This window comes from Paenibacillus melissococcoides (assembly GCA_944800085.1).
GTDB lineage: Bacteria > Bacillota > Bacilli > Paenibacillales > Paenibacillaceae > Paenibacillus_B > Paenibacillus_B melissococcoides.
Genome location: CALYLO010000004.1, coordinates 85,302 through 111,020 on the forward strand (window position 1 = coordinate 85,302; position 25,719 = coordinate 111,020).

At 53.3% G+C, this 25,719-nt stretch carries 21 protein-coding genes and 7 pseudogenes; 9 read left to right on the plus strand and 19 right to left on the minus strand.

Features of this window, described 5'->3' with window-relative positions; all coding sequences use genetic code 11:
- Positions 1 to 37 precede the first annotated feature (37 nt).
- Positions 38 to 1,780 carry a protoglobin domain-containing protein gene (locus tag OCY70_RS14970; RefSeq protein ID WP_249724717.1) on the plus strand — a complete coding sequence of 581 codons (1,743 nt, stop codon included), beginning with the start codon at positions 38 to 40 and terminating at the stop codon, positions 1,778 to 1,780.
- Between the two features lie 217 nt (positions 1,781 to 1,997).
- On the opposite strand, the gene OCY70_RS14975 is transcribed toward OCY70_RS14970, so the two are convergent.
- The 4 genes from OCY70_RS14975 to OCY70_RS14990 form a co-directional block, all read right to left on the minus strand.
- The gene (locus OCY70_RS14975) at positions 1,998 to 2,408 is read right to left on the minus strand and encodes a YjdF family protein (RefSeq protein ID WP_213427176.1); all 411 of its coding nucleotides are present in this window, start codon (positions 2,406 to 2,408) and stop codon (positions 1,998 to 2,000) included.
- Positions 2,409 to 2,587: 179 nt separating this feature from the next.
- Positions 2,588 to 3,601 (minus strand): hypothetical protein, encoded by a 1,014-nt coding sequence (locus OCY70_RS14980; protein WP_213427177.1) that lies wholly within the window; start codon positions 3,599 to 3,601, stop codon positions 2,588 to 2,590.
- A gap of 229 nt (positions 3,602 to 3,830) precedes the next feature.
- The gene (locus OCY70_RS14985; protein ID WP_213427191.1) at positions 3,831 to 4,748 is read right to left on the minus strand and encodes a transposase; all 918 of its coding nucleotides are present in this window, start codon (positions 4,746 to 4,748) and stop codon (positions 3,831 to 3,833) included.
- Positions 4,749 to 5,397: 649 nt separating this feature from the next.
- A complete protein-coding gene (locus tag OCY70_RS14990; RefSeq protein ID WP_213427178.1) occupies positions 5,398 to 5,976 on the minus strand; it encodes an LOG family protein in 579 nt (192 codons plus the stop codon).
- Between the two features lie 77 nt (positions 5,977 to 6,053).
- On the opposite strand from OCY70_RS14990, the gene OCY70_RS14995 reads away from it, so the two are divergent.
- Positions 6,054 to 6,398, plus strand: a complete 345-nt coding sequence (locus tag OCY70_RS14995) for a MazG nucleotide pyrophosphohydrolase domain-containing protein (protein ID WP_213427179.1) — start codon at positions 6,054 to 6,056, stop codon at positions 6,396 to 6,398.
- A gap of 183 nt (positions 6,399 to 6,581) precedes the next feature.
- Here the strand turns inward: OCY70_RS14995 and OCY70_RS15000 are convergent, their stop codons facing one another.
- Positions 6,582 to 6,944, minus strand: a complete 363-nt coding sequence (locus OCY70_RS15000; protein WP_213427180.1) for a VOC family protein — start codon at positions 6,942 to 6,944, stop codon at positions 6,582 to 6,584.
- Between the two features lie 232 nt (positions 6,945 to 7,176).
- Here OCY70_RS15000 and OCY70_RS15005 point away from each other — a divergent pair, with 232 nt between their 5' ends.
- Positions 7,177 to 7,569, plus strand: coding sequence for a rhodanese-like domain-containing protein (locus OCY70_RS15005; protein WP_213427181.1), 393 nt, complete (start codon positions 7,177 to 7,179; stop codon positions 7,567 to 7,569).
- 103 nt (positions 7,570 to 7,672) lie between these two features.
- On the opposite strand, the gene map is transcribed toward OCY70_RS15005, so the two are convergent.
- Both map and OCY70_RS15015 read right to left on the minus strand, forming a co-directional pair.
- Positions 7,673 to 8,422: a type I methionyl aminopeptidase gene (gene map / locus OCY70_RS15010; RefSeq protein WP_213427192.1), complete on the minus strand. Its 750-nt coding sequence runs from the start codon at positions 8,420 to 8,422 to the stop codon at positions 7,673 to 7,675.
- 255 nt (positions 8,423 to 8,677) lie between these two features.
- Positions 8,678 to 9,616 (minus strand): helix-turn-helix transcriptional regulator, encoded by a 939-nt coding sequence (locus OCY70_RS15015; RefSeq protein ID WP_213427182.1) that lies wholly within the window; start codon positions 9,614 to 9,616, stop codon positions 8,678 to 8,680.
- 265 nt (positions 9,617 to 9,881) lie between these two features.
- Between OCY70_RS15015 and OCY70_RS15020 the strand changes: the two genes are divergently transcribed.
- Entirely contained in the window at positions 9,882 to 11,273 is a 1,392-nt protein-coding gene (locus OCY70_RS15020) for an extracellular solute-binding protein (RefSeq protein WP_213427183.1), read from the plus strand.
- 531 nt (positions 11,274 to 11,804) lie between these two features.
- On the plus strand, positions 11,805 to 13,106 hold the full coding sequence (gene ltrA / locus OCY70_RS15025; protein WP_261944938.1) for a group II intron reverse transcriptase/maturase: 1,302 nt from the start codon (positions 11,805 to 11,807) through the stop codon (positions 13,104 to 13,106).
- 218 nt (positions 13,107 to 13,324) lie between these two features.
- Here the strand turns inward: ltrA and OCY70_RS15030 are convergent.
- Positions 13,325 to 14,883 (minus strand): annotated as a pseudogene (locus tag OCY70_RS15030) (IS5 family transposase).
- Between the two features lie 304 nt (positions 14,884 to 15,187).
- On the opposite strand from OCY70_RS15030, the gene OCY70_RS15035 reads away from it, so the two are divergent.
- A complete protein-coding gene (locus OCY70_RS15035; RefSeq protein ID WP_213431321.1) occupies positions 15,188 to 15,556 on the plus strand; it encodes a hypothetical protein in 369 nt (122 codons plus the stop codon).
- Positions 15,550 to 15,848: pseudogene (locus OCY70_RS15040) on the plus strand (carbohydrate ABC transporter permease); the annotation flags it as partial. The gene OCY70_RS15035 and the pseudogene OCY70_RS15040, both read left to right, overlap by 7 nt.
- A 21-nt stretch (positions 15,849 to 15,869) precedes the next feature.
- Here OCY70_RS15040 and OCY70_RS36140 read toward each other — a convergent pair.
- Positions 15,870 to 16,232, minus strand: coding sequence for an alcohol dehydrogenase catalytic domain-containing protein (locus OCY70_RS36140; RefSeq protein ID WP_373871541.1), 363 nt, complete (start codon positions 16,230 to 16,232; stop codon positions 15,870 to 15,872).
- Positions 16,233 to 16,274: 42 nt separating this feature from the next.
- On the opposite strand from OCY70_RS36140, the pseudogene OCY70_RS36145 reads away from it, so the two are divergent.
- Positions 16,275 to 16,406: pseudogene (locus tag OCY70_RS36145) on the plus strand (carbohydrate ABC transporter permease); the annotation flags it as partial.
- A 115-nt stretch (positions 16,407 to 16,521) separates the two neighbouring features.
- Here the strand turns inward: OCY70_RS36145 and OCY70_RS15050 are convergent.
- From OCY70_RS15050 to OCY70_RS15065, 4 genes and pseudogenes are all read right to left on the minus strand, one after another.
- Positions 16,522 to 17,055 (minus strand): annotated as a pseudogene (locus OCY70_RS15050) (carbohydrate ABC transporter permease); the annotation flags it as partial.
- Positions 17,056 to 17,074: 19 nt separating this feature from the next.
- A pseudogene (locus tag OCY70_RS15055) lies at positions 17,075 to 17,513 on the minus strand (NUDIX hydrolase).
- 114 nt (positions 17,514 to 17,627) lie between these two features.
- Positions 17,628 to 18,236 carry a DUF2087 domain-containing protein gene (locus tag OCY70_RS15060; protein WP_213431322.1) on the minus strand — a complete coding sequence of 203 codons (609 nt, stop codon included), beginning with the start codon at positions 18,234 to 18,236 and terminating at the stop codon, positions 17,628 to 17,630.
- A gap of 559 nt (positions 18,237 to 18,795) precedes the next feature.
- Positions 18,796 to 19,986: an IS4 family transposase gene (locus OCY70_RS15065; protein ID WP_261944552.1), complete on the minus strand. Its 1,191-nt coding sequence runs from the start codon at positions 19,984 to 19,986 to the stop codon at positions 18,796 to 18,798.
- Between the two features lie 776 nt (positions 19,987 to 20,762).
- On the opposite strand from OCY70_RS15065, the gene OCY70_RS15070 reads away from it, so the two are divergent.
- Positions 20,763 to 21,542, plus strand: a complete 780-nt coding sequence (locus OCY70_RS15070) for a hypothetical protein (protein WP_213431188.1) — start codon at positions 20,763 to 20,765, stop codon at positions 21,540 to 21,542.
- An 87-nt stretch (positions 21,543 to 21,629) separates the two neighbouring features.
- Here the strand turns inward: OCY70_RS15070 and OCY70_RS15075 are convergent, their stop codons facing one another.
- The 6 genes and pseudogenes from OCY70_RS15075 to OCY70_RS15105 all read right to left on the minus strand — a co-directional run bounded on the left by OCY70_RS15075 (position 21,630) and on the right by OCY70_RS15105 (position 25,645).
- On the minus strand, positions 21,630 to 22,001 hold the full coding sequence (locus OCY70_RS15075; protein WP_213431187.1) for a DUF4363 family protein: 372 nt from the start codon (positions 21,999 to 22,001) through the stop codon (positions 21,630 to 21,632).
- 20 nt (positions 22,002 to 22,021) lie between these two features.
- Complete coding sequence (locus OCY70_RS15080; protein ID WP_213431186.1) at positions 22,022 to 22,738, minus strand: DUF421 domain-containing protein; 717 nt, start codon at positions 22,736 to 22,738, stop codon at positions 22,022 to 22,024.
- 121 nt (positions 22,739 to 22,859) lie between these two features.
- Positions 22,860 to 23,602: pseudogene (locus OCY70_RS36150) on the minus strand (CPBP family intramembrane glutamic endopeptidase).
- 73 nt (positions 23,603 to 23,675) lie between these two features.
- A complete protein-coding gene (locus OCY70_RS15095) occupies positions 23,676 to 24,128 on the minus strand; it encodes a PadR family transcriptional regulator (RefSeq protein WP_249725643.1) in 453 nt (150 codons plus the stop codon).
- Between the two features lie 163 nt (positions 24,129 to 24,291).
- Positions 24,292 to 24,527 (minus strand): annotated as a pseudogene (locus tag OCY70_RS15100) (flavin reductase family protein); the annotation flags it as partial.
- 353 nt (positions 24,528 to 24,880) lie between these two features.
- Complete coding sequence (locus OCY70_RS15105) at positions 24,881 to 25,645, minus strand: class I SAM-dependent methyltransferase (RefSeq protein WP_213431189.1); 765 nt, start codon at positions 25,643 to 25,645, stop codon at positions 24,881 to 24,883.
- Positions 25,646 to 25,719: the final 74 nt, after the last annotated feature.

Sequence of the window (25,719 nt, forward strand, 5' to 3'; positions counted from 1 at the left end):
CAGAACTCATGATCTGGTTGCAGAAAGGAAGGATATTTTGATTTACCGTAAGCCGAAGATGCCAGGAAATATCGAAGCCCTGCAAATGGAACCACTTCCGTCGCTTCGGACCAAGCTGATGTTTCTGCAGATGACGACCCATGACTTGAAGCTGTTAAAGCGTTTGACCCCTTATTTTGAAAAGTACGCCAAGGCCATTACCGACCGTCATTATGAGCTGCTGTTCGAAATTCCCGAGATGAAGCAATTAATCGAGCGACACAGTACGCGCGAACGGTTGGCCAAGACGTTCATCATCTATCTGAATTCCATTCCAAACGTTCAACTTGACGAAGAATATATCCGGATACGGCAGAGGATTGGCGTGGTGCATAGTCATATCCAACTGGCGCCGGAGTGGTTCGTATCCTCCTTTTTACGAATATACGAATACCTTGTCCCGCTGATCCTGCAGGACTTTCGCACCGCTGAAGCGTCGGACCTGCTGCTGGCCCTGCACCGCATCCTGCTGCTGGATGCCCAGATCGTGCTGGAGGCCTACCAGTCTGCTTACGAGTTCCGCTTGCTTGGTACGAACAGCGAGACGATGGAGAAGCTGATTCAGATGGACGGAATACATACCTTATTAATGTCAGCCGAAGCGTCGATGAAGGATGCCCAGCACATCCAGGAGTCCGCGGAGCAGTTGACCGCCTCTATCGAGGAAGTGTCCTCCCAGACGACCGAAGCTGCAGCCACGACGGAAAAAATGCTCGGCACGCTTCAGGATAACCGTACCATCGTCGAGCAGACGATAGACGGATTGGAGGAGATGACCGACTTGTTCCATGATACCAAAGAGCGGTTCGAGGAGCTTCAGCAGTCGCTCCTGGAGCTGTCCGGAGTCGTCGATATGATCAACTCCGTTGCGGATTCCACTCATCTGCTTGCGCTGAACGCATCGATTGAAGCGGCGCGGGCCGGCGAAGAAGGGCGCGGCTTCGCGGTCGTGGCGGGCGAGGTTCGGAAGCTGTCCGAGCAGACCAAAACCTCCGTGAGCGAGGTCTATGAAGTCATCGCCAACATCCAGCAGTTGGCCACATCCGTTCAGGAACGTACCGACCTGATGGCCGGCAAGATGGAGCTGCAGCATGAGAAGAACCGTGGGGCATTCATACAATTGGAGGAAATGATGCGCGCCATCGACGAGATGGGAATGTCGGAAGAGTCGATAGCTTCAATCGTCGAACAGCAAGCGGCGGCCACGGTGGAAATCACGGAGCATATGAAAGAAATCGTCGATCAGACCCGGCAGGTCGTCACGCTGGCAAGAGACACGGGGGAACATTTATATCATACGAGCCGTTCGGTGGAAGAGCTGCGGTCAGAGTCGCTGCAGTGGTTCCATCATTTGAACGATTCTCAGCTTCTCCGGGTCCTCAAGACCGACCATTTGCTATGGAAATGGTGGATCTATAACCGAATGCTCGGCTACGATAAGAGCGATATTCAGATAATCGGCAATTCGCAACGTTGCCGGTTAGGCAAATGGATTGAAGCGCAAAAGGCCAATCCGGGTTCGTTGCTGACACAGCAGCCGGCGTTCCGGGAGATGGTCGAACGGCATGATCGAGTCCATTCTCTTGCGGAGACGGCAGCACGGCAGATCGACGCCGGACAGACGGAGCAATCCATCCAAAGCTATCGACAACTGGGTGAGCTGTCTTCGCAGCTGCTGGAGAATCTGGATGGCCTACGGACGCTGTTAGATCAGCAATTGCCCAAGCGCAGTCACGTATAGCACCAGGATCAGCATTCACCCAAGCGCAGTCACGTATAGCACCAAGATAAGGGCTGTTGCGGATGGCGTTTTTTGCCCGGAGAAATCGACATGGAATGATTGCCCGGGAAATGAATGTCGACAGCCGGGAAGGAAACTGTAATATTGCAAAGGCAATCCGAAAATAGAAAGAAGCCCCGCTGCGCGAGCGCTCGGGGCTTCCAAGATAGCATGGAGGCTATCTGCCTCTATGTTTATCTTTTCTTTTCTGGATGCGAATGCTCCGTTTTTTCTCCTTGAGAGCCTCGCGTTGTTCGCGAGTGCGTACCGTCCTTTCCTTCTTCCTCGCTTCGAGCTCCAGCCTTAGCGCTTCCTGAGACTGCGACGATATTCCGTGCCGCTGCATCTCTCTGGCGACGATTCGGGCAAGCCGCTTCGGATTGACCGGACGCTTGCAGCCGGTCTCCGTTCCAACACCGCACTGAACCTGCTCAAATAGCGGATTCATTCGGGTAAGCACGAATTCCATCAATTCGGCATCCTTGGGCTCGGCGCCAAACACATGGCGGCAAGCCTTCACTTGATTGCCGAATTGCTCCTCAACTACGCCTACCCAAAACGGGGCCTCAAAATAAACGGTTAATTTCACATTCCATTCCCCCTCAATGAACTTCGAGTGAGGGACATCCCGAGGGGGGAAGGTTACTGACATCCGCAGCAGCCATATTTATTGCGAAAGCGAATGCGCCCGGACTACCAACCGGACCGTGTTTTTACACTCGATTCTATTATAACGTTTTGGCCTGGATCGCCATAGCACAACATTTTTTATACACAGATGCCGCTTACTTCAGCTTGCCTTTTGAGCTCAAATAATCTTCCACGAGCTTCTCGCCATGAAAGGCCTGAACCATCATCCAATCGGTATATTAGCTTGCCAAATTTGGAGCTGAACCAATCGGAAGTGTATTCGTTGCTCAACGTAAATAGTTCGTATATTTCACCAACGGTATTGGTATGCTTGAATCCATTGTCATCCACCCATTGCACCTTGCGTTTCAAATCGACTTTGCGGATATCTTTGAACTCCATTTGCAAGATGGAACCATCTTGTTTGTAATAAACGGCAATGCTCTTCTCATTAGGATGACCCTTCAACAAACGCCAACCTTTCATATCTCCGCTTGCGGCCACATCATACATTTTTGACTTTTTGTTCTGTGCCGTCTTGCTCTTGGCGGAATCTTTCTTCGGAGGGTTCAAAATGGAGTCCGGAATCGACCCGATATAAGTTGTATTCGTAGCTTGGTCATATTTCATTTTGAGCCCTAAAATATCGGCTGCCGACTGGAACGAAACATATAGATTCCCTCCGGTAGAGATGGTATCGTCTTCGACCGGGAGGCCATGAATGCTTACCTTGTATTCATTCACTATACCGGTTACGCCGCGATCGCCAGCGACCTCTGCCAACTCGCCGGTCTTCTTCATCTCTTTGCCGAGCGATTCCCAAGCTTCAATAACCCCATCGGAGACCGTACTGGCCGGAAGCATGCCAAGATAGAAGGTCTTGCTGTCTTTGTCGTACAAATAATCGAGTTGGAACAGATTGGCCATCCCTTCGACAGTAGCGTAAACCTTGTCCTTGTACAGCAGGACGTTGCTCTGCACCAGCTTGCCGTTCACTTTCACGCGGGCTTCATTGAAATTGACGTTCATTTTTACATTCCCCAGTATATCATTGGGTGAATGTGGTATCGAATTCCAGTGAAAAGTGATACCCGAAATCCGCTCACAAGGAATATAAGCAGGGAAATGGAACTGTATTTCCAGATAAATCAATATGGGAGGTGAACCAGGGTGATAGGCACGACGAATGAATATTGAATGATGAACCAGGGGGAAGGCATGTTTGATGACTTCTGATTGATGATATAGGATGATACCCCGGGATAAATTATAGGTTCTGGGTCCTTATCAGCATTCTCCCCTTGGCTCAGATTGAACCTCCCAATAATACTAGCAGGCATGATGTGTGATGCTGGATCGATATGGACGGATAAAATAAGTATTAAGCAGCTACTGCTCTCGAGTTGAATGTGTTCGCGCTTGTACGTGGTTCATTGCCATGGAAAGTATGGGGACCGACAGATGTGCATAACGAAAGAAGCCGTGACCACAGGCTTGCGGATTTAACCAAATTTTTGTGGAAAATAAATTCATCTACATAGCGTTGCAAGTACTTGGGACCGATTCCGTGAAATGTATCATTCAGCCAACGGCAGGCTTGTCGGAATGTCTGAAATAAAGGGCTATTTCTGCGTACCCGAAAATACTGATCGATAATGGAGACACGAGCAGCAGAGCTTGGCTCGACGTGATCGTTAATAAACTGTTCGGAGCCAGAACGGTACAGGCGTTTTTCGATAACATGCTTCCTGTCCACCAACGTCATCTTGAGCTGAGGAGGCTCTCCTTCCGGCTCGATGGACTCAGCAACGATTAGAGCGCATTCCCCTGGATGGAGTTCGACAGATGGACGGTAGGCTCTGCCATAGAATACGACAATACCCTGAACTTCGCCGGAAAGCCGCTTCTCAGCGTGGGCATGGCTGACTGCAGCCCGTATCTTATGAAGCATGGACCAGGCGGTCTTATATGTAACCTGTATGAGGGAGCGGAGGCGAACGGCATTGATTCCTTCCTGTGCACGGGAAAATAGCCAGAAGGCGGCGAGCCACTTGCGCAGAGACGTGCGGCTGCCTTCCATAACGGTGCCTACGGTAGGCGTGGTCTGATGGCGACAAGCGCGGCATTCATAGATAGGAAGCCGGCGGGTCTTCGTGATATAAGCGCTATGATGACGGCATCGCGGGCAGGAGAAGCCATGCGGCCATTTCCATTGAACAAGATAATCAGCGCATGCGGACTCTGTCGGGAAGCGGCGGTATAAGTCCTCAAGAGTAGTAAGGTTCTCCAGATCATCCATCACCCTCGTCAACCTCCTTAACACGGAACATTTGTTCTACTCCCATTATAACGAACATTAGTTCTTATTTCAAGATGAAAATGGAATATTCCGGATTGATAAAAAATAGCAAATTTTTGGAGGGACTTCGATGTGCACTTCTGATGAGAAGGGATAGTGCGACAAAGGAAGTGCTCCCAACCTATTCGGGTAGGATTCTGATTCGATGGGAGAATGCTGCTAAGGAACGGAAGATACCAGGTTTGGCTGGGGAAAGCTATGCAACAAAGAGAAGCGATCGTTTGTTCTTATTGGGGAAATAAGATAAAGTAGTAGATAGTATGAGCGCAGAGGGAGGGGGAATATTGCAGGGCAGGAGCAGTATTAACGGGGCGGTGGAAGGAAGCAGAAATATTATTGAGGCTCCTGATTAATTTGAGTTGAGGAAATGCCGCGGGCATATGGTTCGTTCGGAGAACGGCTGCTTGGTTACGGTCGAGGGAGAGGGATAATGGGCTGGAGCGAAGCCGATTGGGGAGGTGTTAGGACGCTATGCTGGCAGTTGAGACGGTTGGGAAGCCTATGCTACGTTCTATCTGTGGAGAGGCCTGGAAGACCACACGGAAATCTCCACAGATGAACTTGCATAGTAACAATAGCGGACACCAGTTTAGTCGAGTTGATTCCATTTGTTGCCGAATTCGGGCGTTTTATAACTTGCCAGCATGGTCAGCAGTTCGCGCGGATCGGTTGAGGAGAGCAGCAGCTGCTCGTGCTCGGCTCTGGCAAATCCGGCTTGGATGGAGTGGCGAATCATCTCGATCATCGGGGTAAAGTACCCCTGGATGTTGAGCACGCCGATCGGCTTTTTGTGGATGCCGAGCTGAGCCCAGCTTAGCGCCTCGAACAGTTCTTCGAATGTTCCGAGCCCGCCTGGCAGGGAGATAAATGCATCGGACAGTCGGTGCATGGTCGCCTTGCGTTCATGCATGTCCGCTACTTCGATGAATTCGGTCAAGCCGCTGTGCATCATCTCTCCGCGGAACAGGCCGCGCGGCATGACGCCGGTCACTCTGCCGCCGAGACGGAGCATCTCGTTGGAGACTTCGCCCATAAGCCCTACAGTTGAACCTCCGTAGACCAGTTCGAATTGTTGTTCGGCCAATGCTTGGCCAAGTTCTTTCGCCAGGGCAGCGAATTCGGGGTGGTTGCCCAGGTTGGATCCGGCAAATACACATACTTTTTTCATTAAGTGGCATCTCCTTCAATTCGATAGTACGCATGTTCTAGTATAGACATCTTACACAAGGAAGGAAAGAGACGGAAATGGATATGAATGCATTTCAGGAGTGGGTAAGCGAATTTTACAAGCAGCGGGAATGGTCGCAATATAATTCTTTTATTCGAGTCGGCTTTTTGATGGAAGAAGTCGGGGAAGTGGCCAGAGTGGTGCGGGCTCTGGAAATCGGCCGGGATCGTCCGGATGAGACGCAGTTATCATCGGCGGAGCTCAGACAGGAGCTGGTTGAGGAGTTGGGCGATGTCTTGGCCAATCTGCTGATTCTGTCGGAGAAATACGGGATCGGTCTATCCGAGATTGCCGAGGGCCATATGAACAAGCTATCGGAACGGTTCGGCACGGCGACTCCAAATAAATGTAGGGGATTGTAGCAGGAGACTGCCGTTGGATAGGACGAAGGAATGTTGAGGGGAATCACAAGGCTGGCGTGTGGCCGGCGTGAAGTTGCCCATGCCCATAGCCTGTACAGCGGGGAGCGGGCTGTGTGTAGGCTTGGCCGGATAGGGGGCCGCTTCTCCGGCGGGGAGAAGCGGTCCCTTTCTGGAGAGGAGCTGTCAGCCTTTCAGCAAAAATTGGTTGCCGTCCGGGTCGGAGAAGCTGGCGTAGGTTCCCCATTGCATTGTATTGGGTTCGCCATTGAACTCTACTCCGTTGGCCTTCATCGTTGCGTATGTAGACATGATGTCGTCACATTCGAACACGATGGAGGCTTTTTGTTCCTCCCAGCTCTTCATCATCGATCGCGGATAGAGGACGAGACGGCTTCCGCCTCCTGCCGGAGCGACTTCCAGCCACAAGGAGTTGGGACCCATAGGGTGCTCCGCGGTCACCGTAAAGCCGACCTGTTCGGTCCAAAAGCGCTTGGCTTGCTGCTGATCTTCGACATAGACCGCGACGGTCGCGATTTGCTTGATCATGAAAATGCCTCCTTTTCTCCTTAATATGCGCCGGGCGCCAGAAAATATTGTATTCAAATGCAGATTGGCAAGCAACCGCATCAATTGGGGAGGTGCGGATGGACAGACTTGGTGGGTGCATTTACAAAGCGGCCGGTTTTGTGTATAATACATACCCATTAGGGTATTGATGTTGATTATTTTTTTGCCCTGCTTTATACAATGGGGGGTATATATTAGGGGGGAAAAGCCGGTGTGGATTCTCGTCATGTTGTTGATATTGGGTCTTCTGTCTGCCGTGTGGACGCATCGGCCCGTGCGAGGCCTTCAATATTTGCAGCCGCATGAGCTGCAGGCGCTTCGCGAGGGGGATTCGCCGGTGAAGCAGGTGGATGTGCGCGAGCCTGCCGACTATTATTGCCGGCATATGGAGGAGGCGGTGTCGATGTATGTCGGCCGTCTGCCTTATGTGTGGAGCCAGGTGCTGAGCCCTGGGGATACGGTCGTGCTGATCGGGGCGCGGAAGCGGCATATCCGCAAGGCGGCACGGCTGCTGAAGCGTCGCGGCTTCGGCCGAGTGTACGGGTATATATACCCGTGCGAGGCGTTCGCGCCGCGCGTGCATCCTTGCTGCGGCTGCGCGTAAGCAGTCCCCGGCCGATGCAGGCGGCGGCGCCGGTCCGGCAGGCTCGGCTGCAGAAGCGAGTCTGGCCTGCCGGATACAAGAAAGACAGAGCAGCCGGAGTGACTTAGCGCTGCTCTGTCAGTATGACCGGGCCATGCTTCGTGATGGCCACGGTGTGCTCGTATTGGGCCGACAAGCGGCCGTCCCACGTGCGGGCGGTCCAGCCATCATCGTCGATCCACATCTCATGCGTGCCTTCGTTGAGCATGGGCTCGATTGTGATCACCATGCCTTCCTGCAGGCGGAAGCCCCGCCCGGGCTTGCCGACATGGGCGAACTTCGGCTCCTCGTGCAGGTCGCGGCCAACCCCGTGCCCTAGCAGGTCGCGGACGACGGAATAGCCGTTCGCCTCGGCATGGCTCTGGATGGCGTGGGTGACATCGCCAATCCGGTTGCCCGGGACCGCCTGCCGAATGCCGAGATCGAGGCATTCCTTCGTGACCCGCATCAGCCGGCGCGCGGCGGCGGAAATGTCGCCGACCGCATAGCACCATGCGGAATCACCCACCCATCCGTCGTACACCGCGACGATGTCGATTTTGACGATATCGCCATTCCGCAGCGGCTCCGGGCTGGGAAATCCGTGGGCGATGACATCGTTCACCGAGGCGCAGGTCGCATATGGAAATCCTTTGTAGCCCTTCGTATATTGCTGCCCGCCCTGCTCTTCAATATAACGCTCCACGAAATCGTTCAGCTCCAGCGTGCTGACGCCGGGCCGGATGCGCCTCGCCAACTCGCGGTGACAGGCCGCGACGAGCTGCCCCGCCCGTCTCATCTGCTCAATCTCCGCTGCCGTCTTCAGCTTCGCCATCGCGTGTCTCTCCTTCTTCATCAGAACCTCTTCATTGGTGTCCTTGGTCCCTTAGATCTTGCTTCAACAGAAGCCTGTATCCCGGAATCCTGCTTTTTATGGGAAAGCGGTCTGATCTAAAACGGTCTGATCGGTAACTGCCGCAGCGGCTCGCGGAGCGGTTGAATCACTCGCCGCCATGCCGGACAATCACCTGATTAGAGTCCTTTACAGTAAATATATGCCTGAAATGCGCGATGGTGATTGCGGGCGGCGCTATTCGCGGTAGTTCGCCGTGATGCCGGCGGCCAGGTCGCGAATGCGGAGGCGGACCGATTCCGGCTCCAGGACCTCGGCTTCGGGGCCGAAGCTGAGAATAAAACCGTACAGCCAAGCATTGTCGGGCAAGGAGACGTTCGCGATCGAATGCCCCGTCTCCTCCTCCTGGAGCGATTCCGCTCCGAACCACTCCTCGGCGGCATGCCGGATGCCGGGACCGAAGCGAAGCTTGAGGGAGACGAGGCGCTCGGGCGCATGCCATTCCTTGTCCCAGGGCCGCTCCTCCAGGGAGATGTCTTCCCGCTCGAATCGGGTATCCAGCGGCTCCAGCCGCTTCATGCGGACGAGCTTGAAGAAGCGGAACCCGACCTTGCCGGTGCAATAAGCGTATAAATACCAGGCATGTCCCTTCAGCACGAGGGTGTAGGGATGCACGGTTCGTTCCGTTCCCTCCCCTTCGGCGTTGCGATAGGAGAAGCGGACGGCCTGCCGCTCTTCAATCGCTTTTTTCAGCGTCAAAATCATCGCTTCCAGCTTGTCGTGGTTCCCCCAAGGGGATAAATCGACGACAAATTGCTTCGTCCGGAACTGGAAGTCTTCCGCTTCCGAGGCGGGAATAATGCTGCTGATCTTTTCCACCAGCATGGCATGCCCTTCATCCGGATAGGAGGAGGACACGCTCTGGAGCGCGGTTACGATCGCGGCCAGTTCCTCGTTCGTCAGCAGGTTCCGGTCCAGACGATAGCCTTCGGCGAGCCCGATGCCGCCGTTCGCTCCCTGGAAGGTCACGATCGGAATGCCGGCTTGATTAATCGCATCGATATCGCGATAAATGGTGCGAATCGAGACCTCGAATCGCTCAGCCAAGTCTTTGGCCTGCACGATCGGGCGATTCAGCAGAAGAATGATGATATTGAGCAGGCGATCGATTTTCACAATTGGCGTCCTCCACAGCATGGATTATCGTACAGCGTCATTCCCCTTCGGGAGTCTGCTCTTTCCTCTATTGTAGTGTATGGGGGAGTGAGGGGAAAGAGGCGGGCAAGGAAAGGAGAGCGTTCATTGACTTTTCGGCTTCCGGCCGATATCATGAAGTAATATACTAGATATAGACTAGAATTGGGGCGACAGAGAAACAGATTAACGATAGAGGCTAACGATAGAGAGCTGCAACTAACGATAAATTGAAGGAGCGTACAGGATGACGAGCAGACCAAGCCGCACTACGTTTAGACAGCGATTGGACGAAATGGTTACCGTGCTGCGGGACGATATTATTACAGGCCGCCGGGCCGCCGGCGATTATTTGCCCTCGGAGGTAGCGCTTGCGGAGCAATTCCAATTAAGCAAAAACTCGGTCCGCAAAGGCTTGGAGCGTCTCGTCGAGGAGAAGCTGATCGAGAAGGTGCCGCGGGTCGGGAACCGGGTCGCCGATCCGGGGGCGTCCGGCACGGTGAAGCTGCGGTTCGGATATTACCGTTCCGTCATCCAGGAGGCGGCGCTGGACCAGCTCATCGAGCGCTTCCAGCAAACCCATCCGCACATCCGGGTAGAACTCGTTCCCCTTCCGTACGAGAACTATCCCGATGCGGTTTCCGGCTATATCGGGCATGACATGCTGGATGTGGCGACGGTCAATTATAACGATTTCCGCTGGATCGCGGATGAAGGGCATCATGAGCTGCTGGAGCCGTTGGCTCCCCGCCCGGAGCTGTATCCGTTCATCGCGGACTGCTTCCGGCATGAAGGGCGGCTGCTGGGCCTGCCGCTCATCTTCTCGCCGGTCATGCTCTGCTATAACCGGGATCATTTCCTGGCGCATGATCTGCCCGAGCCGGACAGCAGCTGGCGGTGGCCGGAGCTGATGGCTGCGGCGGAGCGGCTCGGAAGGGAGCCGGGCACGTTCGGCTTCTACTTCCATATGCTCTCGAACAACCGCTGGCCGGTGTTCCTGCTGCAGAGCGGCGGGCGGTTCGAGCCCGACGAAGCGGGACAAGTCCCTGTCTGCGGAACGAAGCTGATGGAGGGCCTCCGGCTGACCCGCGAGCTGATTGACAGTCAGAGCGCGTATCCGGCCTATCTGTCGGAGAATGATATGGATGCGGAGGGGCTGTTCCTGCAGGGCAAGCTATCGGTCATTATCGCAACCTATTTCAGCCTGAACCATTTGAAGGATGCGCCGTTTGCGTTCGAGGTGGCGCCGCTGCCCTACTTGAACGAGGCGAAGTCGCTGCTGCTCGCCATCGGCCTGATGGTGAACCGGACATCTCGGGTGAAGGAAGCGGCGCTTGAACTGGTCGATTACTTGCTCTCCTACGAGGCACAGCTTCATATCCGGCAGCATACGTTCAGCATCCCGGCGCACAAGAAGGCGGCGGAATGGAACGGGCAGGAAATGTTCCCGCGGCCGAGCCGCTTCTCGATGTACCGCGAGATTATTCCGTCCCTTCGCTTCTTCACGGAGCTGGGGCTGCGTTCCGCGGACCTGCAGCACGTATGCAATGCGTTGAAGCTGTATTGGTCGCGACTCGAAGACGAAGCAGCGATGTGCAGCAGACTGGAAGGCCTGCTGTCCGATAGGGCCGCCCGTTAAGGGCGGTTTTTTATGTTCGCTCGCCTAGCCAAGCTAGGCACAACTAGCCGGTGTGAGTCCGGTCGAGGTAAGAGCCAAGTCGCCTCGTAGCTGACAGGCAACTGGTGGAGAGACCCTAAGGTTGAAGCCCTGTGACAAAGTAACTCTCAAGAGAGTGCGAGCAAATCAGCAGGCCGTAACATGAAGTGAATCCTGCCGCATCGTCAAAAAGAACCTGCAAAGGACAAGAGAGAGCCGAGCCTCGGAACATTGAGCGAAGGCCATGGAACGCGTGAAGCTCTTGGAAACGCAGCGCGGAAGAACTCTCCGGTGTATGGGGAACGGCATGTTGAGAAAGTTGTGTCTGGAACTGGGGAAACCCTACCTCGCACGGCAACGCCGTAAAGAGCGACCCTATAAGCCCGAAAGGTGAAGTGGCGAGCTGCGAGAAGGGTGGCGGAGGGGGTTGTAGTACCCGTGAAGCAAGGACAACACAACCTTGTGGAGGAAAGAGCCCCTGCTTTGTTCACGTACTGGAGGAGGTAAGAGTCAGTGAATGCCCAAAAGGCTAACTACGCCAAAGTAAAAGCTCAACAACTCCAAAACGTACTATATCTAGCGGCCAAGGAAAATCCGAGGCGGCGATTTCATGCGCTGTACGACAAGGTACACCGCGGCGACATTCTTTGGGAAGCATGGAAACGGGTCAAGGCGAAGGGCGGAAGCGGTGGAGTAGATGGCATAACCATCGACCACATCGTCAAAGAGTTCGGGGAAGAGCGATTTGTCGATGAAATCCAAGGTAAGCTGAGGAACGGAAAATACCATCCACAGCCTGCAAGACGGAAAGAGATACCCAAACCGGACGGCAAGATGCGCCCGCTTGGTATCCCTGTCATCCGAGATAGGGTCGTTCAAATGGCGACCAAGATGGTTATAGAACCGGTCTTCGAAGCGGATTTCAAGGATTGCTCCTACGGATTCCGGCCCAAGCGAAGCCAGCATGATGCAATCCGGCATATCCGCCGAGCAGTAAAGAAAGGCGTATACTGGGTCGTCGACATCGATATCACCGGATATTTTGACAATATCCCGCACGAGAAACTGATGCGACTGGTGGAACAGAGAATTAGTGATCGACGAGTGTTACAACTCATCCGCAAGTGGCTCAAGGCAGGATTCGTGAAAGATGATCAGTTTCATGAAACCGACCTCGGGAGCCCGCAAGGCGGAGTCATAAGTCCGCTCTTGGCAAATATCTACTTGAACTATCTGGATACCATCTGGGAGAAGAAGTTTGCGGAAGCAGGAACACTGGTGCGTTATGCCGATGATCTGGTCATCCTGTGCAAAACCAAAGAACAAGCTCTGAGGGCGATTGATGTCCTCAAAGCGGTATTTGGAAAGCTGGAACTTGAAATGAACAAGACGAAGTCCAAACTTGTTAACCTCTGGGGAGACAAAGAAGGCTTCGACTTTCTGGGGATGCATCACCGGAAAATACCGAGGATGATGAAAAGGAACAAGGAAGTTCATGTTCTTCGCAGTTACCCGTCAAAGAAGGCGATGAAGAACATGAAGCAAAAGGTAAAGGAAGCAACAGAACCGCGCAATCGTCTATTCTGGACGATGAACCGGATGGTAGATGAACTCAACCCGAAGATACAGGGATGGAGGAACTACTATGGTATAGACTCCTTTGCTGACCAGTACCTGAACAAAATCGATTGGTACATCCGTAAGCGTCTCACCCTGTTCTGGAACAAGAAACGTAGCCGTCGTAACAAACACAGCAATTCCCGGCAAGCAGCCATTGCTGCACAACTTGCGGGATTAAAGAAACTCGCCAACTAAGGGAAGTACCGTAATGCCGGAGGAAGAAGAGCATCGGAAAGCCGTATGAGGGAAAACCTCACGTACGGTTTGATGAAGGGGGAACTGAAAAAGTAAAGAAGAGGGTTTTCGCCCTCCAATGAAATTTCAGTTCTCTACTCTACATGAGGAAGGACGCCCGGGGCACGGTCTTTAATTCGTCTTGTTAAAAACAGGATTGACAGCGCTTTCTTTGAAGTCTATGATTGTTTACATACCAGATATGAACTACAACTTGTCTGGGTCATTGCAATTAGGGCTTGCTGAACATATTGCCTTTTAGGCCACAGAGGCTGACGGCACAGATTCAGCAGCAGTCTGAAAATCGGCAAAAAGAGAACGCGCAGCTTGCGTTCGAGATTCATAACAAGCAGTTGCAGGGCAATGACCGTTTCGCTTGTCTCTCGAAGGCGTGCTCGAATACGCCCCAGTCCGTAGGAGCGTTTGCCTTCTCCGAATTTTCCTTCGATTGCGTTACGCATTGAAGCATCCTGTCTGGCCTGGTTCCGATCGGGTTCCGCTTCTTTCTTCGGACGCCCTAAGTTTGGACCACTCAAACGGATTCCATGCTCCTTACAATAGCGAAGGTTCTCCCGATTTCGGTAGATTTGGTCGGCTAGAATGGCTTCCGGATAACACCCATATCGCTGGACGAACGACTCCACGGAAGCTTTCAGTGTCATGCTTTCGTTGAAGTTATCCCAGGACAGCTTCTCCATCCGAGCGTAACCGTCCACCAGACTGATCGCCAGCTTTGCTCCAAACTCGACGGGAGCATTCACTTTCCCGCGGACAATCGGCCGTACATGCGGTTGGGAAAGACTGACGATTCGATCTTCCACCGAGTGTGTCCGTTTGTCGTACATCTCTTGCTGTTGACGATACAGCTCGGAAATGACGAGCAATTGCCGATACTGCTGCGAACCCAGTTGATTCAAGCTGCTTTTCGCTGCCAGCATTTCGATGATGCCAAGATTACGCGAAACATAACGAAGCTGTTTGCCAACCGCTTTCCGGATGGCTTTGGCACCCGTTCGCCGTTTCTTGGCGATCTCGAGGTAGCGTTTGCGGGCGGTTTGACGATACGTTCTCGGTTTCTTGGCCTTCCCGACGAAAGGCTCGTGCAGAACATCGATGATCGCTTCGAGTTTTTCCCGCGCCTCGTTCAATAATTTCAAATCGGTCGGATACGAGATGTCGGCCGGTGCGCAGGTCGCGTCGAGCATCAAGGTGCCTTTGTTGCATGGTTTCTCTTTGCTTTTGCCGTCTTCATTAACGGATGTTCCATCAGAGCCATGGCCGCTGCCTGGAGGATCTTGAGGATCGCTCTTGTTTTGTTCCTGCTTCTTTCGCTCTGCGTCCTCTTCCAAAATCCAATCGTTGATTTGTCCAATGACATCCGCACCCAATCGCTTGCGGAAATGGGTCAACAGCGAGTGATGGAACGGAGGCTTATCTTGGAACGCCGCAGCCCAAGGAAGTACTGGTAGTACGGATTTTCGGCGATCTGCTGGACCGTCTCTCGATCATCGAGCTGCATACGTTCCTGAATGTACAGCGCTCCCAAAGCCATACGAACAGACAAAGGGATCTGACCGCGCATTGATTTCTTGAACGACTTCGCGTAGAATTCTTCTGCCCGCCACCACGGGATGATAGCGGCCAGTTGAACCCAACGGTTCTCCTTATTTAATTTACCGCCAAACGGCAAGTAGAAATCTTCGAACAACTGAAGCTGGCTTTCGGTTCTACGATACATGTCGGCTCACTCCACGTGCACGATTTTTTGCAAGAAATTCGCATTTTCCTTGCATTTTATTTCGAGTTAGAGTCCAGAAATCCTTGTAAAACCTTTGAAAAATGATTGTTCAGCAAGCCCCAATTAAATGCATAATGATCGGGAGCAATACAGGATTTTATAAAAAGAGAGCAGGGAAGGGAGGCGGAGGCTGCCTAATCATCTTCATTTGAAATTATAAGAAATTGATGCCGGGACGGAAGTGAAGGGGATTGGTATACATCTGGATTATAAAAGTTATGTATAGAAGAGATGGTCTAACAAGATGACGAAACGTTCCAGTCTGTTGATGCTGGCATTTGTGCTGGCGCTGTCCATGCTGCTGACGGCCTGCGGCTCGGGAGGAGCGGGAAGCTCCGAGTCCCCGGGGAAGGAAGCGGCCAAGCCGGGCGCTGGCCAGGCGGAGGGGCAGCAAGAGCAAGCGCTGTCCGGCACGGTTACGGTATGGGGGCATCCTTATGTGTCGGAGGAGAAAAAGAACGACATGAAAGCGGTGTTCGACGGCGTTATCGCGGAGTATAACAGCAAATATCCGGACGTGAAGGTAAAGCTGGAGGAACTCCCGTGGAAGAACCGGGAGCAAAAAATTGACCGCGCTGGCGGCCGGGAACGGACCGGATCGGATACGGCATGATCAACTATGCGCTCAGCTGGTTCGGCATCGAGCCGCAGCTGTTCTTCTCGAATTCGTCGCAGGCGCTGCCCGTGCTGGCGGGCCTGAGCATTTTCAAAGTAGCGGGGAGCACGATGTTCTACTATTATGCCGGACTCAAATCGATTCCGAATCACTTGTACGAGGCGGCAAAATCGACGGCGCCGGACGCTGGCGCACGTTCTGGAGCGTGACGTTCCCGCTGCTGCTGCCGATTCATTTTTACGTTGCCATTATTACGACGATCGGTTCTTTTCAAATTTTCGATTCCGCGGGGGCTGGCATGAATATTTGTTTAAAGCATAAGACCGCCATTTATGTGCTGCTCGTCATTCTCGGCATCCTGTTCTTTTTTCCTTTTGCGATGGTGATTCTCGGTTTGCTGCAAAAGGTGGAGAAGGCAACGGCCGATCCGTTGTTCTGGATTCCGACGAATCCGACGCATGGCGCCGAGCACCGCGAAGGACGCTTCCCGCAGCGATACCTGCGGCGGAAGCGGCGCGGCCAGATGCTTCGGCACGGCAAGCAGCGAAGCGTGCTTGACGAACGGCGCCCCGTAGCAGGCCACCCGGTCTCCCGGACGGAGATGGCTGACGCCCTCGCCGACCTCCCTGACGATGCCTGCGGCGCTGTAACCCAGGGCGAACGGCCCCTGCAGATCTGCCCCAGGATGCCGAGGCCGACCACCACGACCCGCTCCCTGACGAAGGAAGGGAACTTCGGGATCGAAATGGCGGGGGCGGCGATCTCATTCGTGCCGACCTTCCTTATTTTCGTCTTCTTCCAGCGGTATTTCACGGAAGGGACCGGCATGTACGGTATCAAGTCTTAACACCATAGAAAGAGGAGATGACCCATGAAAGCAGTCGTATCTACAGATGGCGTCGTCCATACCGTGGAAAAGGAGGCGCCGGTGCTCCAGCCTCATTTCGTGCTGGTGGATACCGCAGGGACGCCAGCCCGACCGCAATCGGGTACATCTCCTCCGATGTCATGAAAATCAGCGGCGTGAACCGATCGTTCCAGCAGCTGATGAACGCGAATGTCCCGATTGTGGCGATAGCCGGCTTCGCCAACGGCAGCATAATGCGGAAGAAAATCGTGAAATCCCCCGCGCCGTCGATGTAAGCCGCCTCCTCCAGATCCTTCGGGATCGTCATCATGAACTGACTCACGAGGAATACCCCCATAATAGCCCACAGCTCCGGAACGATAATCGCCCCGTACGTATTGATCCAGCCGAATTGACTGAACATGATATACTTCGGAATAATGAGCAGCTGGCCGGGCACCATGACGACCGCCATCATGAGCCAGAACACGATCTCCCTGCCGGGGAACTGCTTTTTGGCGAAAATATACCCGAGCACCGCCCCGAAAAAAATCTGGGTCGCCACCGGAATCAGTGTGATGACAAGCGAGTTCTTAATCCAATGCAGGAACGAGCTCTGCCCGATAATGTACGTGAAATTGTACGCCGTCCCCGGGTCGTGCTGTCCGTCACTGCCGCCGCGCTTGTCGCCTTACCTGCTCTGCCTGCTGAAGATTTCTCTTCAGCCAGGGCGGGGAGAGCGGATGGCTTAGCACTTCCTCGGCCGTCATCCAGCTAACGGCCGCCACTTCCTCCGGACTGGCGTATGCGGGGCTCCCCGGGCTCTGCTTCGCACAGGAAGACAATGTCGACGACAGCCTCTCCGCGCTCCGTGACGAAGGAGGATCTGTTCACGTAACGGGGCGTCCCGGTAAGGGCCAGCCCGACCTCCTCCATCACTTCGCGCGCGATGGTCTTTTCCAATATACCGGGCACGGTCCCCTCCCGCTCTGCTTTGCCGCCGACGAATGCCAATGTGCCGCCGGCATGCTCCTCCTGCTGGCTGCGTTCGATAATCAGCCACTTTCCCTCGCGATAAATCGCCGCTTCGACATTAACGATGAACATTTCCAGTCCCCTCCCCGTTTTTTTTGAGTATACCGGATATATTCCTTGCATGTCATGACGGTTCCCAGCTAGTGTCCGCTCTGCCTCCTCGTGTTCGAGGCGCATGGGCACGGTTTACTTGAGCTGTCTCCAGGAGGCCCACATTTCCGGCGGATTCAGTTCGTATATGCCATTCTCCCGGTACATGAAATGCTGCATGACAAATTCCCGGCGCAAGGTCGCGAAATCGTCGTGATAGGAACGGATGAATGCGTTGATTTCCTGTTCCGTATATTTCCGTCCGTGCTCGAGGCGCGAGACAAGATGCTCGAGCACGATGAGCTTCTTCTTCAACTGGGCCGGAATCGTCTTCAAGCGGCCATCCGCCGTGAAGAAATTGTTGATAACGGACTGCTGGTATTTCTGTTGGGCTTCGTGATCCTGCGTAAGGCTCTCCTCCATCTGGGCGGCATGGCGATAGATGAAGTCAAAGGTCGCCGTCGCGTTTGTTTTCATAAAGTAATGGTTCAATGAAAAGTAGATTGTATTTTTGTCCCGGCGCTCGTTAATGAGGGCGGCCTCCCTCAGCTTGGCGGCATGGTGGGTGATGGTGGCGGGGGTGACCCCGAGACGTTCGGCCAGCCGCTGCCCGCTGTATTCCTCCTGGGCGATAAGGACGAGCATTTTGATGCGCGTCGGGTCGGAGAGCGCCTTATGATACGCAACGATTTTTTCCAATTGCATGGTTTGTCTCACACCTCACATTTTATACTATTTTATAATCATCTAATAATACATTTGTTAAATTAGATAATGGTTACATTAGATTCTGTTGTCAATCATCATTGGCGGATTTCGGTAGGTAGGTTGGTTGTCGTTGTGCTCTGAGGCAGGCGGGGGGAGAGGTCGAGATCGGGGGCAGAGGTTGCGTGTGGAGGGAAGGGCGATAGTTTCGAGGGACAGGAGCGTGGTGGGGGCGAGGAGGAGCGATAGTTTTGAGGGACAGGAGCGTGGTGAGGGCGAGGAGGGGCGAAAGCTGCAAAAGTGCAGTATTTTTGGCCGTTTTTGCTGTGAAAAGAAGAAATTCCTGCACAGGAGCATCAATTTCGTGAAAGAACGGGGGGATGGTGTGGACTTCGGCACTAGCGTTGCATCGAGCGGTTAGTTCATAATCTAATTTCAATTAACATCAATATATGATATATATTTACATTTGCGATGTCCGCGCTAAGTCTAAAAAAGTCGAGCTGGAAACAGACCCTACGCGTTATCCATTATATGTAAAAATCGTTTTCGTTTGTCATTACGTCACAATCAGTCTCGGTTTCATCGACTTTGTTGCCTTTTTCGGACGTCTCCCATTTCGCTTTGGTCGACCTCTAGATGTTCGAGTCGGCTTGCGGTTGAGTGCAGCGATCAAATTTTCCCATGGTTTTTCCGCATAGATGCGAATCAACTGGAGGAGGTCCCATGTCGACTTTTTACAGTCCAGTGTTAATTTAATCAGCAAACAGAGAGCATACGCGATTAAAGCAATATACATTTGGTTCCAAATCGCTTCGGCCGTATAACCGTGGGGTTTTACCAATCGAATATGCTGCTTGACCCATTTAAAAAACAACTCAATATGCCAGCGATTTCGATAAATCTCGGCAATTTGATGTGCGGATAAGTCAAATCGATTCGTTACAATTCGATAGGTACGCCCTTGGTCATCCTTAAACTCAATCAAACGCAGAACCGCTGGCAGCTCCGGCATCGTCACATCAGCATCAAGGATAAACCCATTCTGCCTTTTGGGGAGGTCTCTTTTTCTGATGATCGTTAACCGGCTCTTTTGCTTGACGCGGCAAACAAATTTAATCTTATCCTCTACCCATTTCTGAAAATGGTCGTATACCTGGTATCCTCGGTCCATCACGTAGGTCGCATCTTTATCCACTGTAAATTCCAACACGACTTCATGATCGGCTACATCTTTGGTTGAAGCGACGATCTTGTCTGGATACATCGTTTTGGAGTCCGCAACGACCAAGGAGGTGTGCATCTTCACGCCATGGCTACTTTTGGAACAATAGGACCATTTCGCGAGAATGGGAGGTAGTGTAATTCCCGATGAATCGATTAGCTTGAGTTTCCCAATACCAGGCGTAATGCCGCGTTTCCCTTTTGTAAGTTGCTTGATTCGATCAATGAGCGAGAAAAAGAGCGTCTGAAGATACTCCATAGGCAGCCGTTTCAGCTTCCGCGATAGTTGAGAAGCGCTTATGCTCTTGAGACCCAGAAGATCTTGAAATTCAGGATTAGCCGCTACATGCTCTGACATGACTTTGTATGAGTCTCGTTGCTGAAGCTGTGCCTCTACAAATAAGAGTGTCGAAGAGCCGACAAACAGCTTTTGGGCCCGGTAATCCAATGACTCGTGTCGAGTAGAATGGACATGTAACCATTTTAGGCATTGACAAATGACGTTATGATTCGGTACGTTATCCATAAGAAATCTCCTTTGTTGAGGCGTTTTATGGATAACGTTAGGGTAACTCAACAATAGGAGATTTCTTTATTTTTGTCCATGAATATAGTTCAATAAGTTACAAATATAGAGACTTATGGGATAGAAATTTTCGTAAAAAGATTGATGCAACGCTAGTGGGACTTCGGGAAAAATGATGTAGTTTTGCAGGATTGACATCGAGTACGTCTGCTCCAAAAAACAAAGCTGTATTATTGCAGGATTGGTGGGAAGTTGCAGGATTGGTGCTGTGGCGGAGACATATGTGGGTGTAGTATCGTGGTGCGGCATGCGTGTCAATGAGGCAGTTGTGCATCCTGCCGCTGAATAGCGGTGGATGTGCGCTTATCGCGTATGCCCGGCGATGGCGCAGCACATGAGGCTAGGGGATAGTGCGTGCACCGCATGGACGGGAGCCCATCCTCGACCGCATAGGCAGGCGCCTCCCGCCCCCGCCGGATGCGCAGCCGGAATCTTCGCCGTAGACATGGCCCGCCGGTGAAGCCGGAAGCGGCGGGTGCAGCGGAACGCATCCGGGTCTATTTTCAAGGCTACGCCTGCGAGAAGAAGCAGGCCGGACGGCAGACGCGCCGCGTATTGGCCACGCCACAGCGAATATAATCCGAGGGGAGCACGGAAAAATGACAACAACTTGCAACGATTGGACGATGACATGGACCTCTGCGGCGCAGGCGATCTATGCGCTGCTGCCGTACACCGACTAGAAGGACCGCTATACCCTGACCGATGTCATGGGGGTGTCGGGCCATGCCTTCCGCATCAATATTCATCCTGCGGATGTGAACGCGGCCGGTCCGACGATGTTCGATCCCGAACATCTGCTGGAGCACGGCCTTCATCTGTTGGGCTTCGGAACGGAGCCGCTGCATGGCTTCCCGACGCCTGCAACGCCCGAGCAGCTTAGGGAAGCGATCGAGTTCGCCCAAGCGAGCATCGATCGGGGTTTGCCGATTATCGGGTGGAGTCTGTTCATTCCCGAGTTCGGGCTGATCTACGGCTATGACGACGAGAAGCAGGAGCTGTCCTGCCCCGATCCGTGTCAGGACGGGGCGCTTCCTTACGCGAAGCTGAACGAGCTGCCGTTGAAGTTCGTCTATATGCTGCGGGTCACGGACAGTTATGACGTGGATCCGCTGCAGGCGTGGACGAAGGGGCTGAAGTCGATTATTGAGTTCGCCCGGGGACAGGCGCCGACGATGTCGGCCGAGTACAAACATGGCTTGGCCGGTTATGATGCCTGGATCGAGGCGTTCCGCCACCGGACCGTCGATCCTTCGGCAATGCGTACAACGCGGCGGTCGTCTGCTGCGCCCGCGAGTTCGGGGTTCGCTTCCTGGAATCATTCCCGGAACGATGGCCGGGGGATTTCGAGCGGGAGGAAGCGCTCCGCCGGCTGGGCGCCGAAGCGGCGAAGCATTACGGAGCCGTGGCGGAGGCGCTCCGCGGGCTGCACCGGCTGTTCCCCTTCCCGCATGGCGGAGAGCCTAACGAGCCGGCAAACGCGGGCGAGGCGATAACTCTCTGCAAGCGGCTAAGGCGGCGGAGGAGCAAGGGGTCGCGGCGCTGGAGCGGATGTACGAAGCGCTGACGCGGGAGAGCGTAAGTTAGCGGCCCAGATTATCCCATAGCTCGTAGAAAAAATAGATTTCCTCCATGACGGCGGCATCGTCCTTGGCTACGATTCCGCCCCGGATGCGGCTGAGAATGCCGGAAATATCGTACATGTACTCGCGTTCGACGCTGAATTGAATCCGATTGACAATACGTTTCCATGCATTGGAGGCGTATTCGATTTTGTCCTTGGCCTGATTCCAATTCTTCTTCTCGATATGCTGTTCTATGGACTGCACGGCTTCCAGCAGCCGATCCTCTTTGCCCAACGGCTGCTTCAAAAAATTGCCCGAGCCCAGGATGGCGCCGAAAAAAACGAGAAGAAGAGCGGCCAAGGCCAACATCAGCCATTTTCTCTTTTGCATGCTGCTCACCTCGCTAAGAACTATTCGCGGTTATCCGTTTCATTGGACAGGTTATCTTTGTACAAGTCAACATATAGCGTGTCGTCAGGCAAGATAGCAGCAAAGCTGACTTGCTTGATATTTTCGACCCCTTGCTTCTTTAGTTCATGATGAAGCCATTTCGTCGTCTTGTTTCTCCGTTCGAGGTTTTTGGTCAAAATTTTGCCTTCATGCACGACATCCGTCATTATTCGGGCAGGCGTGACGGTCCGGTTCAGATCCTTCGGTGTCAACGGCTGATCTTCGGATTTGAGCAGGACGGAGAGTCCGCCGTTCGGCTCCAGGATCGCGTATTCGACCTTGGTGATATCGAATGTATCTTTCTCGCGCAGCAGCATCATGATTTCATCGAAGCGGATACGCATTTTCTTTAAGTTCTGCTCCAGAATTTTGCCATGCTGAATAACTACGGTCGGTTCGGAATCGATCACTTTGGAGAAAAATCGGCTTTTCAATGTCCAAATCTGGAATAAAAACGTAATGATTACGAACACCGTAAGTCCGATGAAATGCAGCCAGCCCTTCGAAGACAGATCCGTCGCCAATGTCCCGGCCAACGACCCGATCGTGATGCCGTTAATATAGTCGAAATAGGAGAGGGACCCCATTTGCTGCTTGCCTAATAGCCGTGTATAGATCACGAGGCTGAAGAAGGCGATTATGGATCGGACGATGACGATCCAGGTTTCCTCCATCATGTGCTATCCCAGCCTTTCCCGATTTTTGAATTAGTCTTCCCGGGAGGAACAGGAATATGCAAAAAGCCGCATAGATACGGAGAAGTCCGAGTCCATGCGGCAGTCGTTCCGGCGATAAGGGTCAGAGCGAAGCGGTTGTCTTGGAGGCGGAAGTTCTTGCGCTGATCAGCAGCCAGATACAATGCGCGCTTAACACGAGGAGAACGAGGGAAGCATAGATTTGATCGCTCTCGTTCCCGATGAACTGAGTAAAGTTATGAACGAAGTGAAACAGAATCAACGGATAGATGTTGTGATGCTTCACCATCAGGAGGGCGAGCATGAGGCCGACCAGCAGAGAATAGATCAGTTGGATTGCGGTATCCGTCGCGTTCTGCCCGGACAGCATGTTGAGCATATGGGTCAGGAGAAAAGAAGACTGGATGTGATCACGGCTGCGGCGGCGCTTTTCCGGATAAGGGTCCTCAGAATCAATCCTCTGTATATCGTCTCCTCCACGAAGGCGACGAGCAGCGTGAAGAACAGGAAAAAACCGGCTTCGGACAGCGTAGTGTCATGAAAGCTCTTGATGCTGAGAATGACAAGCACGACAAGCAGCGGGGCGTAGTCGAGCCAGTCGCGGGCATGGAGAGTGGAGAGCGAACGGAATCCGTAGTGCGCCCATCTCTTTTTCATTGTCATATAACAGAGCAGCGCAAGCGCCATCGGAATGAAAGCGATCAGCACCGCTGATGTATAAGGAAGCTGGTTCATCGTGGCATACGCTCCGGCGGTGAAGACGGCAAGCAGTAAGAGCAGTTCGACCACCACGACCGTCCACACCGGGCGCTTCTCCGAAAATGATCTTGTAGCTTGTAAGGTCATGGCTTCATTTCTCCCCGCTGCTTAATGACTTGCATCCACTGCTTCTCCATTCCGAAATAATGCAATCCATAGGTCAGCACGGACACGCGGTAAAGTAGTTCTCCGGGTGTTCGATATGCTCGAGTTCCCCCGCTACAATCTCCTGCACTGCCTGAAGGCGCCTCATCTCGGATTCAAGCTTGTTCTCGTACTCGCTTAGGCGCGCTTGCCGCGTGTCTTCGTCCAAGTAATCGTAAAAGAAAATGCGGAGCAGCACTTCATTGCGGGAGACGGGAAGCGGCTCGGCCAGCCAGCTCACAAACTGTTCCTTCCCCGCGGGGAGCAGCGTATATTCTTTTTTGTTCCTGCCGCCTTCGGCCTCGGCAACCGACAGGACCCCCTTATCCGCCAGCCGCTTCAACACGGGATAGAGGCTGCCGAAGCTTGCCCGGTAGAACAGGCCAACCGAACTGTCAATGGTCTTCTTCATCTCATAGCCGCTCATCGGGCCTTCCATCAGAAGGCCTAAAATAATATATTCCAGCATCTGCCGACAGCCCTTCGCCATGCACTATAATATATCGAATAGATATATCGTATCGATACATTAATCATACTCGATGTCGGCCGGTTATCAACGAAAAGATCCGCAAGGCAATCTCCGCCTTCCCCGGTGCTCCAGGATTTCGGCTTGGTTCCGCGGTCCCGCTTTATGTCTCCGACTTGAACGTCTTGCCGAGCGCCTGCCGAGACCGAAGTAGTGCCGGAAATTATAGATGAGGGGACTCCGCTGATTCGGGTTGATATGATGCTCTCCGATAATGATCTCCTCGTGCGCATGCACCTGAATCGCCTGCGTCTCGACGATGGCGAACGGCAGCGCGCTGTCCGAAATCCGAATATGGCTGACTTGAGCCTCGATCTGAAGCGGACACTCCGCAATTCGTCGTAAAAAAGGGGGGTGTCCCAAAAGTAGTATTTCACTACAGTGAGACCGCCCCCACTGCTTCTCAAAGCTCGACTCGCCGAAAACTGCAAAACGGCATCAATTTCTGACTATCCAATCGATAAAAGACAAAAATCGATGAACACCATGTAATTTTGTGGGAATTTAATCAAATAGCGGCTTAAAGAGCAGGAATTGATGCATCCACGCAGCATTTCACTGCTACATCCATATTCCACCAGTTTGCGCCGCCGTTTTTCCCGCATCCACATTCTCTGTTACCTCGTCATCTCCATCATTTTGCAGTGCCTGTGAGACACCCCCTTGTGCGATGCGGAGCTGCAGCTGCCGGCCTAGGACAACGCTTTGGCCAGCAAGTAGAACCGGTGCTGCGTCACCTCGAAATAGCCCTGCCGCTCGATAAGCTGATGAATGTCATACAGCTCTTCTCTATATTTCTCCACCTCGAAATCCGGAATTTGCCACGGAATGGCTTTCAAATAATAGACCAGGGCGCCCACATCATAAAAGCGTTGGCTCAGGAATTGCTCCGCCTGCTTCACGACCTCGAAGCGATGCTCCTGCAGTTCCCGGACGGCGATGTCGAGCTTCCATTCCGCAAATTCTTCATTCAGCGGCACGCCGAACCGTTCGTTGATCTCGAAGCAATCGCTGCCCCCCGCCTGCTGGGTGAAGAAGCGGCCGCCATCGCTGAGCACCCGCCGCACCTCCCGCGGCGAGTACGATTCGTGCTGGTTGAGCACCAGGTCGAATTGGCCGGTCGCGAAGGGAAGATGCTCGTCATCCTCAACCGGGAGGACGGTCACGCCCAGCGGCTCCAATCGTTCCTTGGCGACGGGCAGATTCGGCGGATAGCCTTCCGTGGCGCAGACGGACTTCGGCCACGGCCTCAGCATCGAGAGCAGCTCGCCGCCGCCGGTTCCCATGTCCAGCATGGATTGCGCGCTCTGCATGAGCGGAATGGCCATGCTGGCGTAGGACCACGCCAAGCAGCCGCTGCTCATGCGGCCCGTTCCGGAAATATAGGAAAAATCCCATCCCGAGAACGGTTGATTCGCTTGCTCTATCCACCATTCAAATGGCTTGTCTTTTACCATCATATATAGGTCCCTCCCGTTCGTTATTCCGCAAAATCGAATGTCATCCTATACGGATACGGTCCGGCGGACCT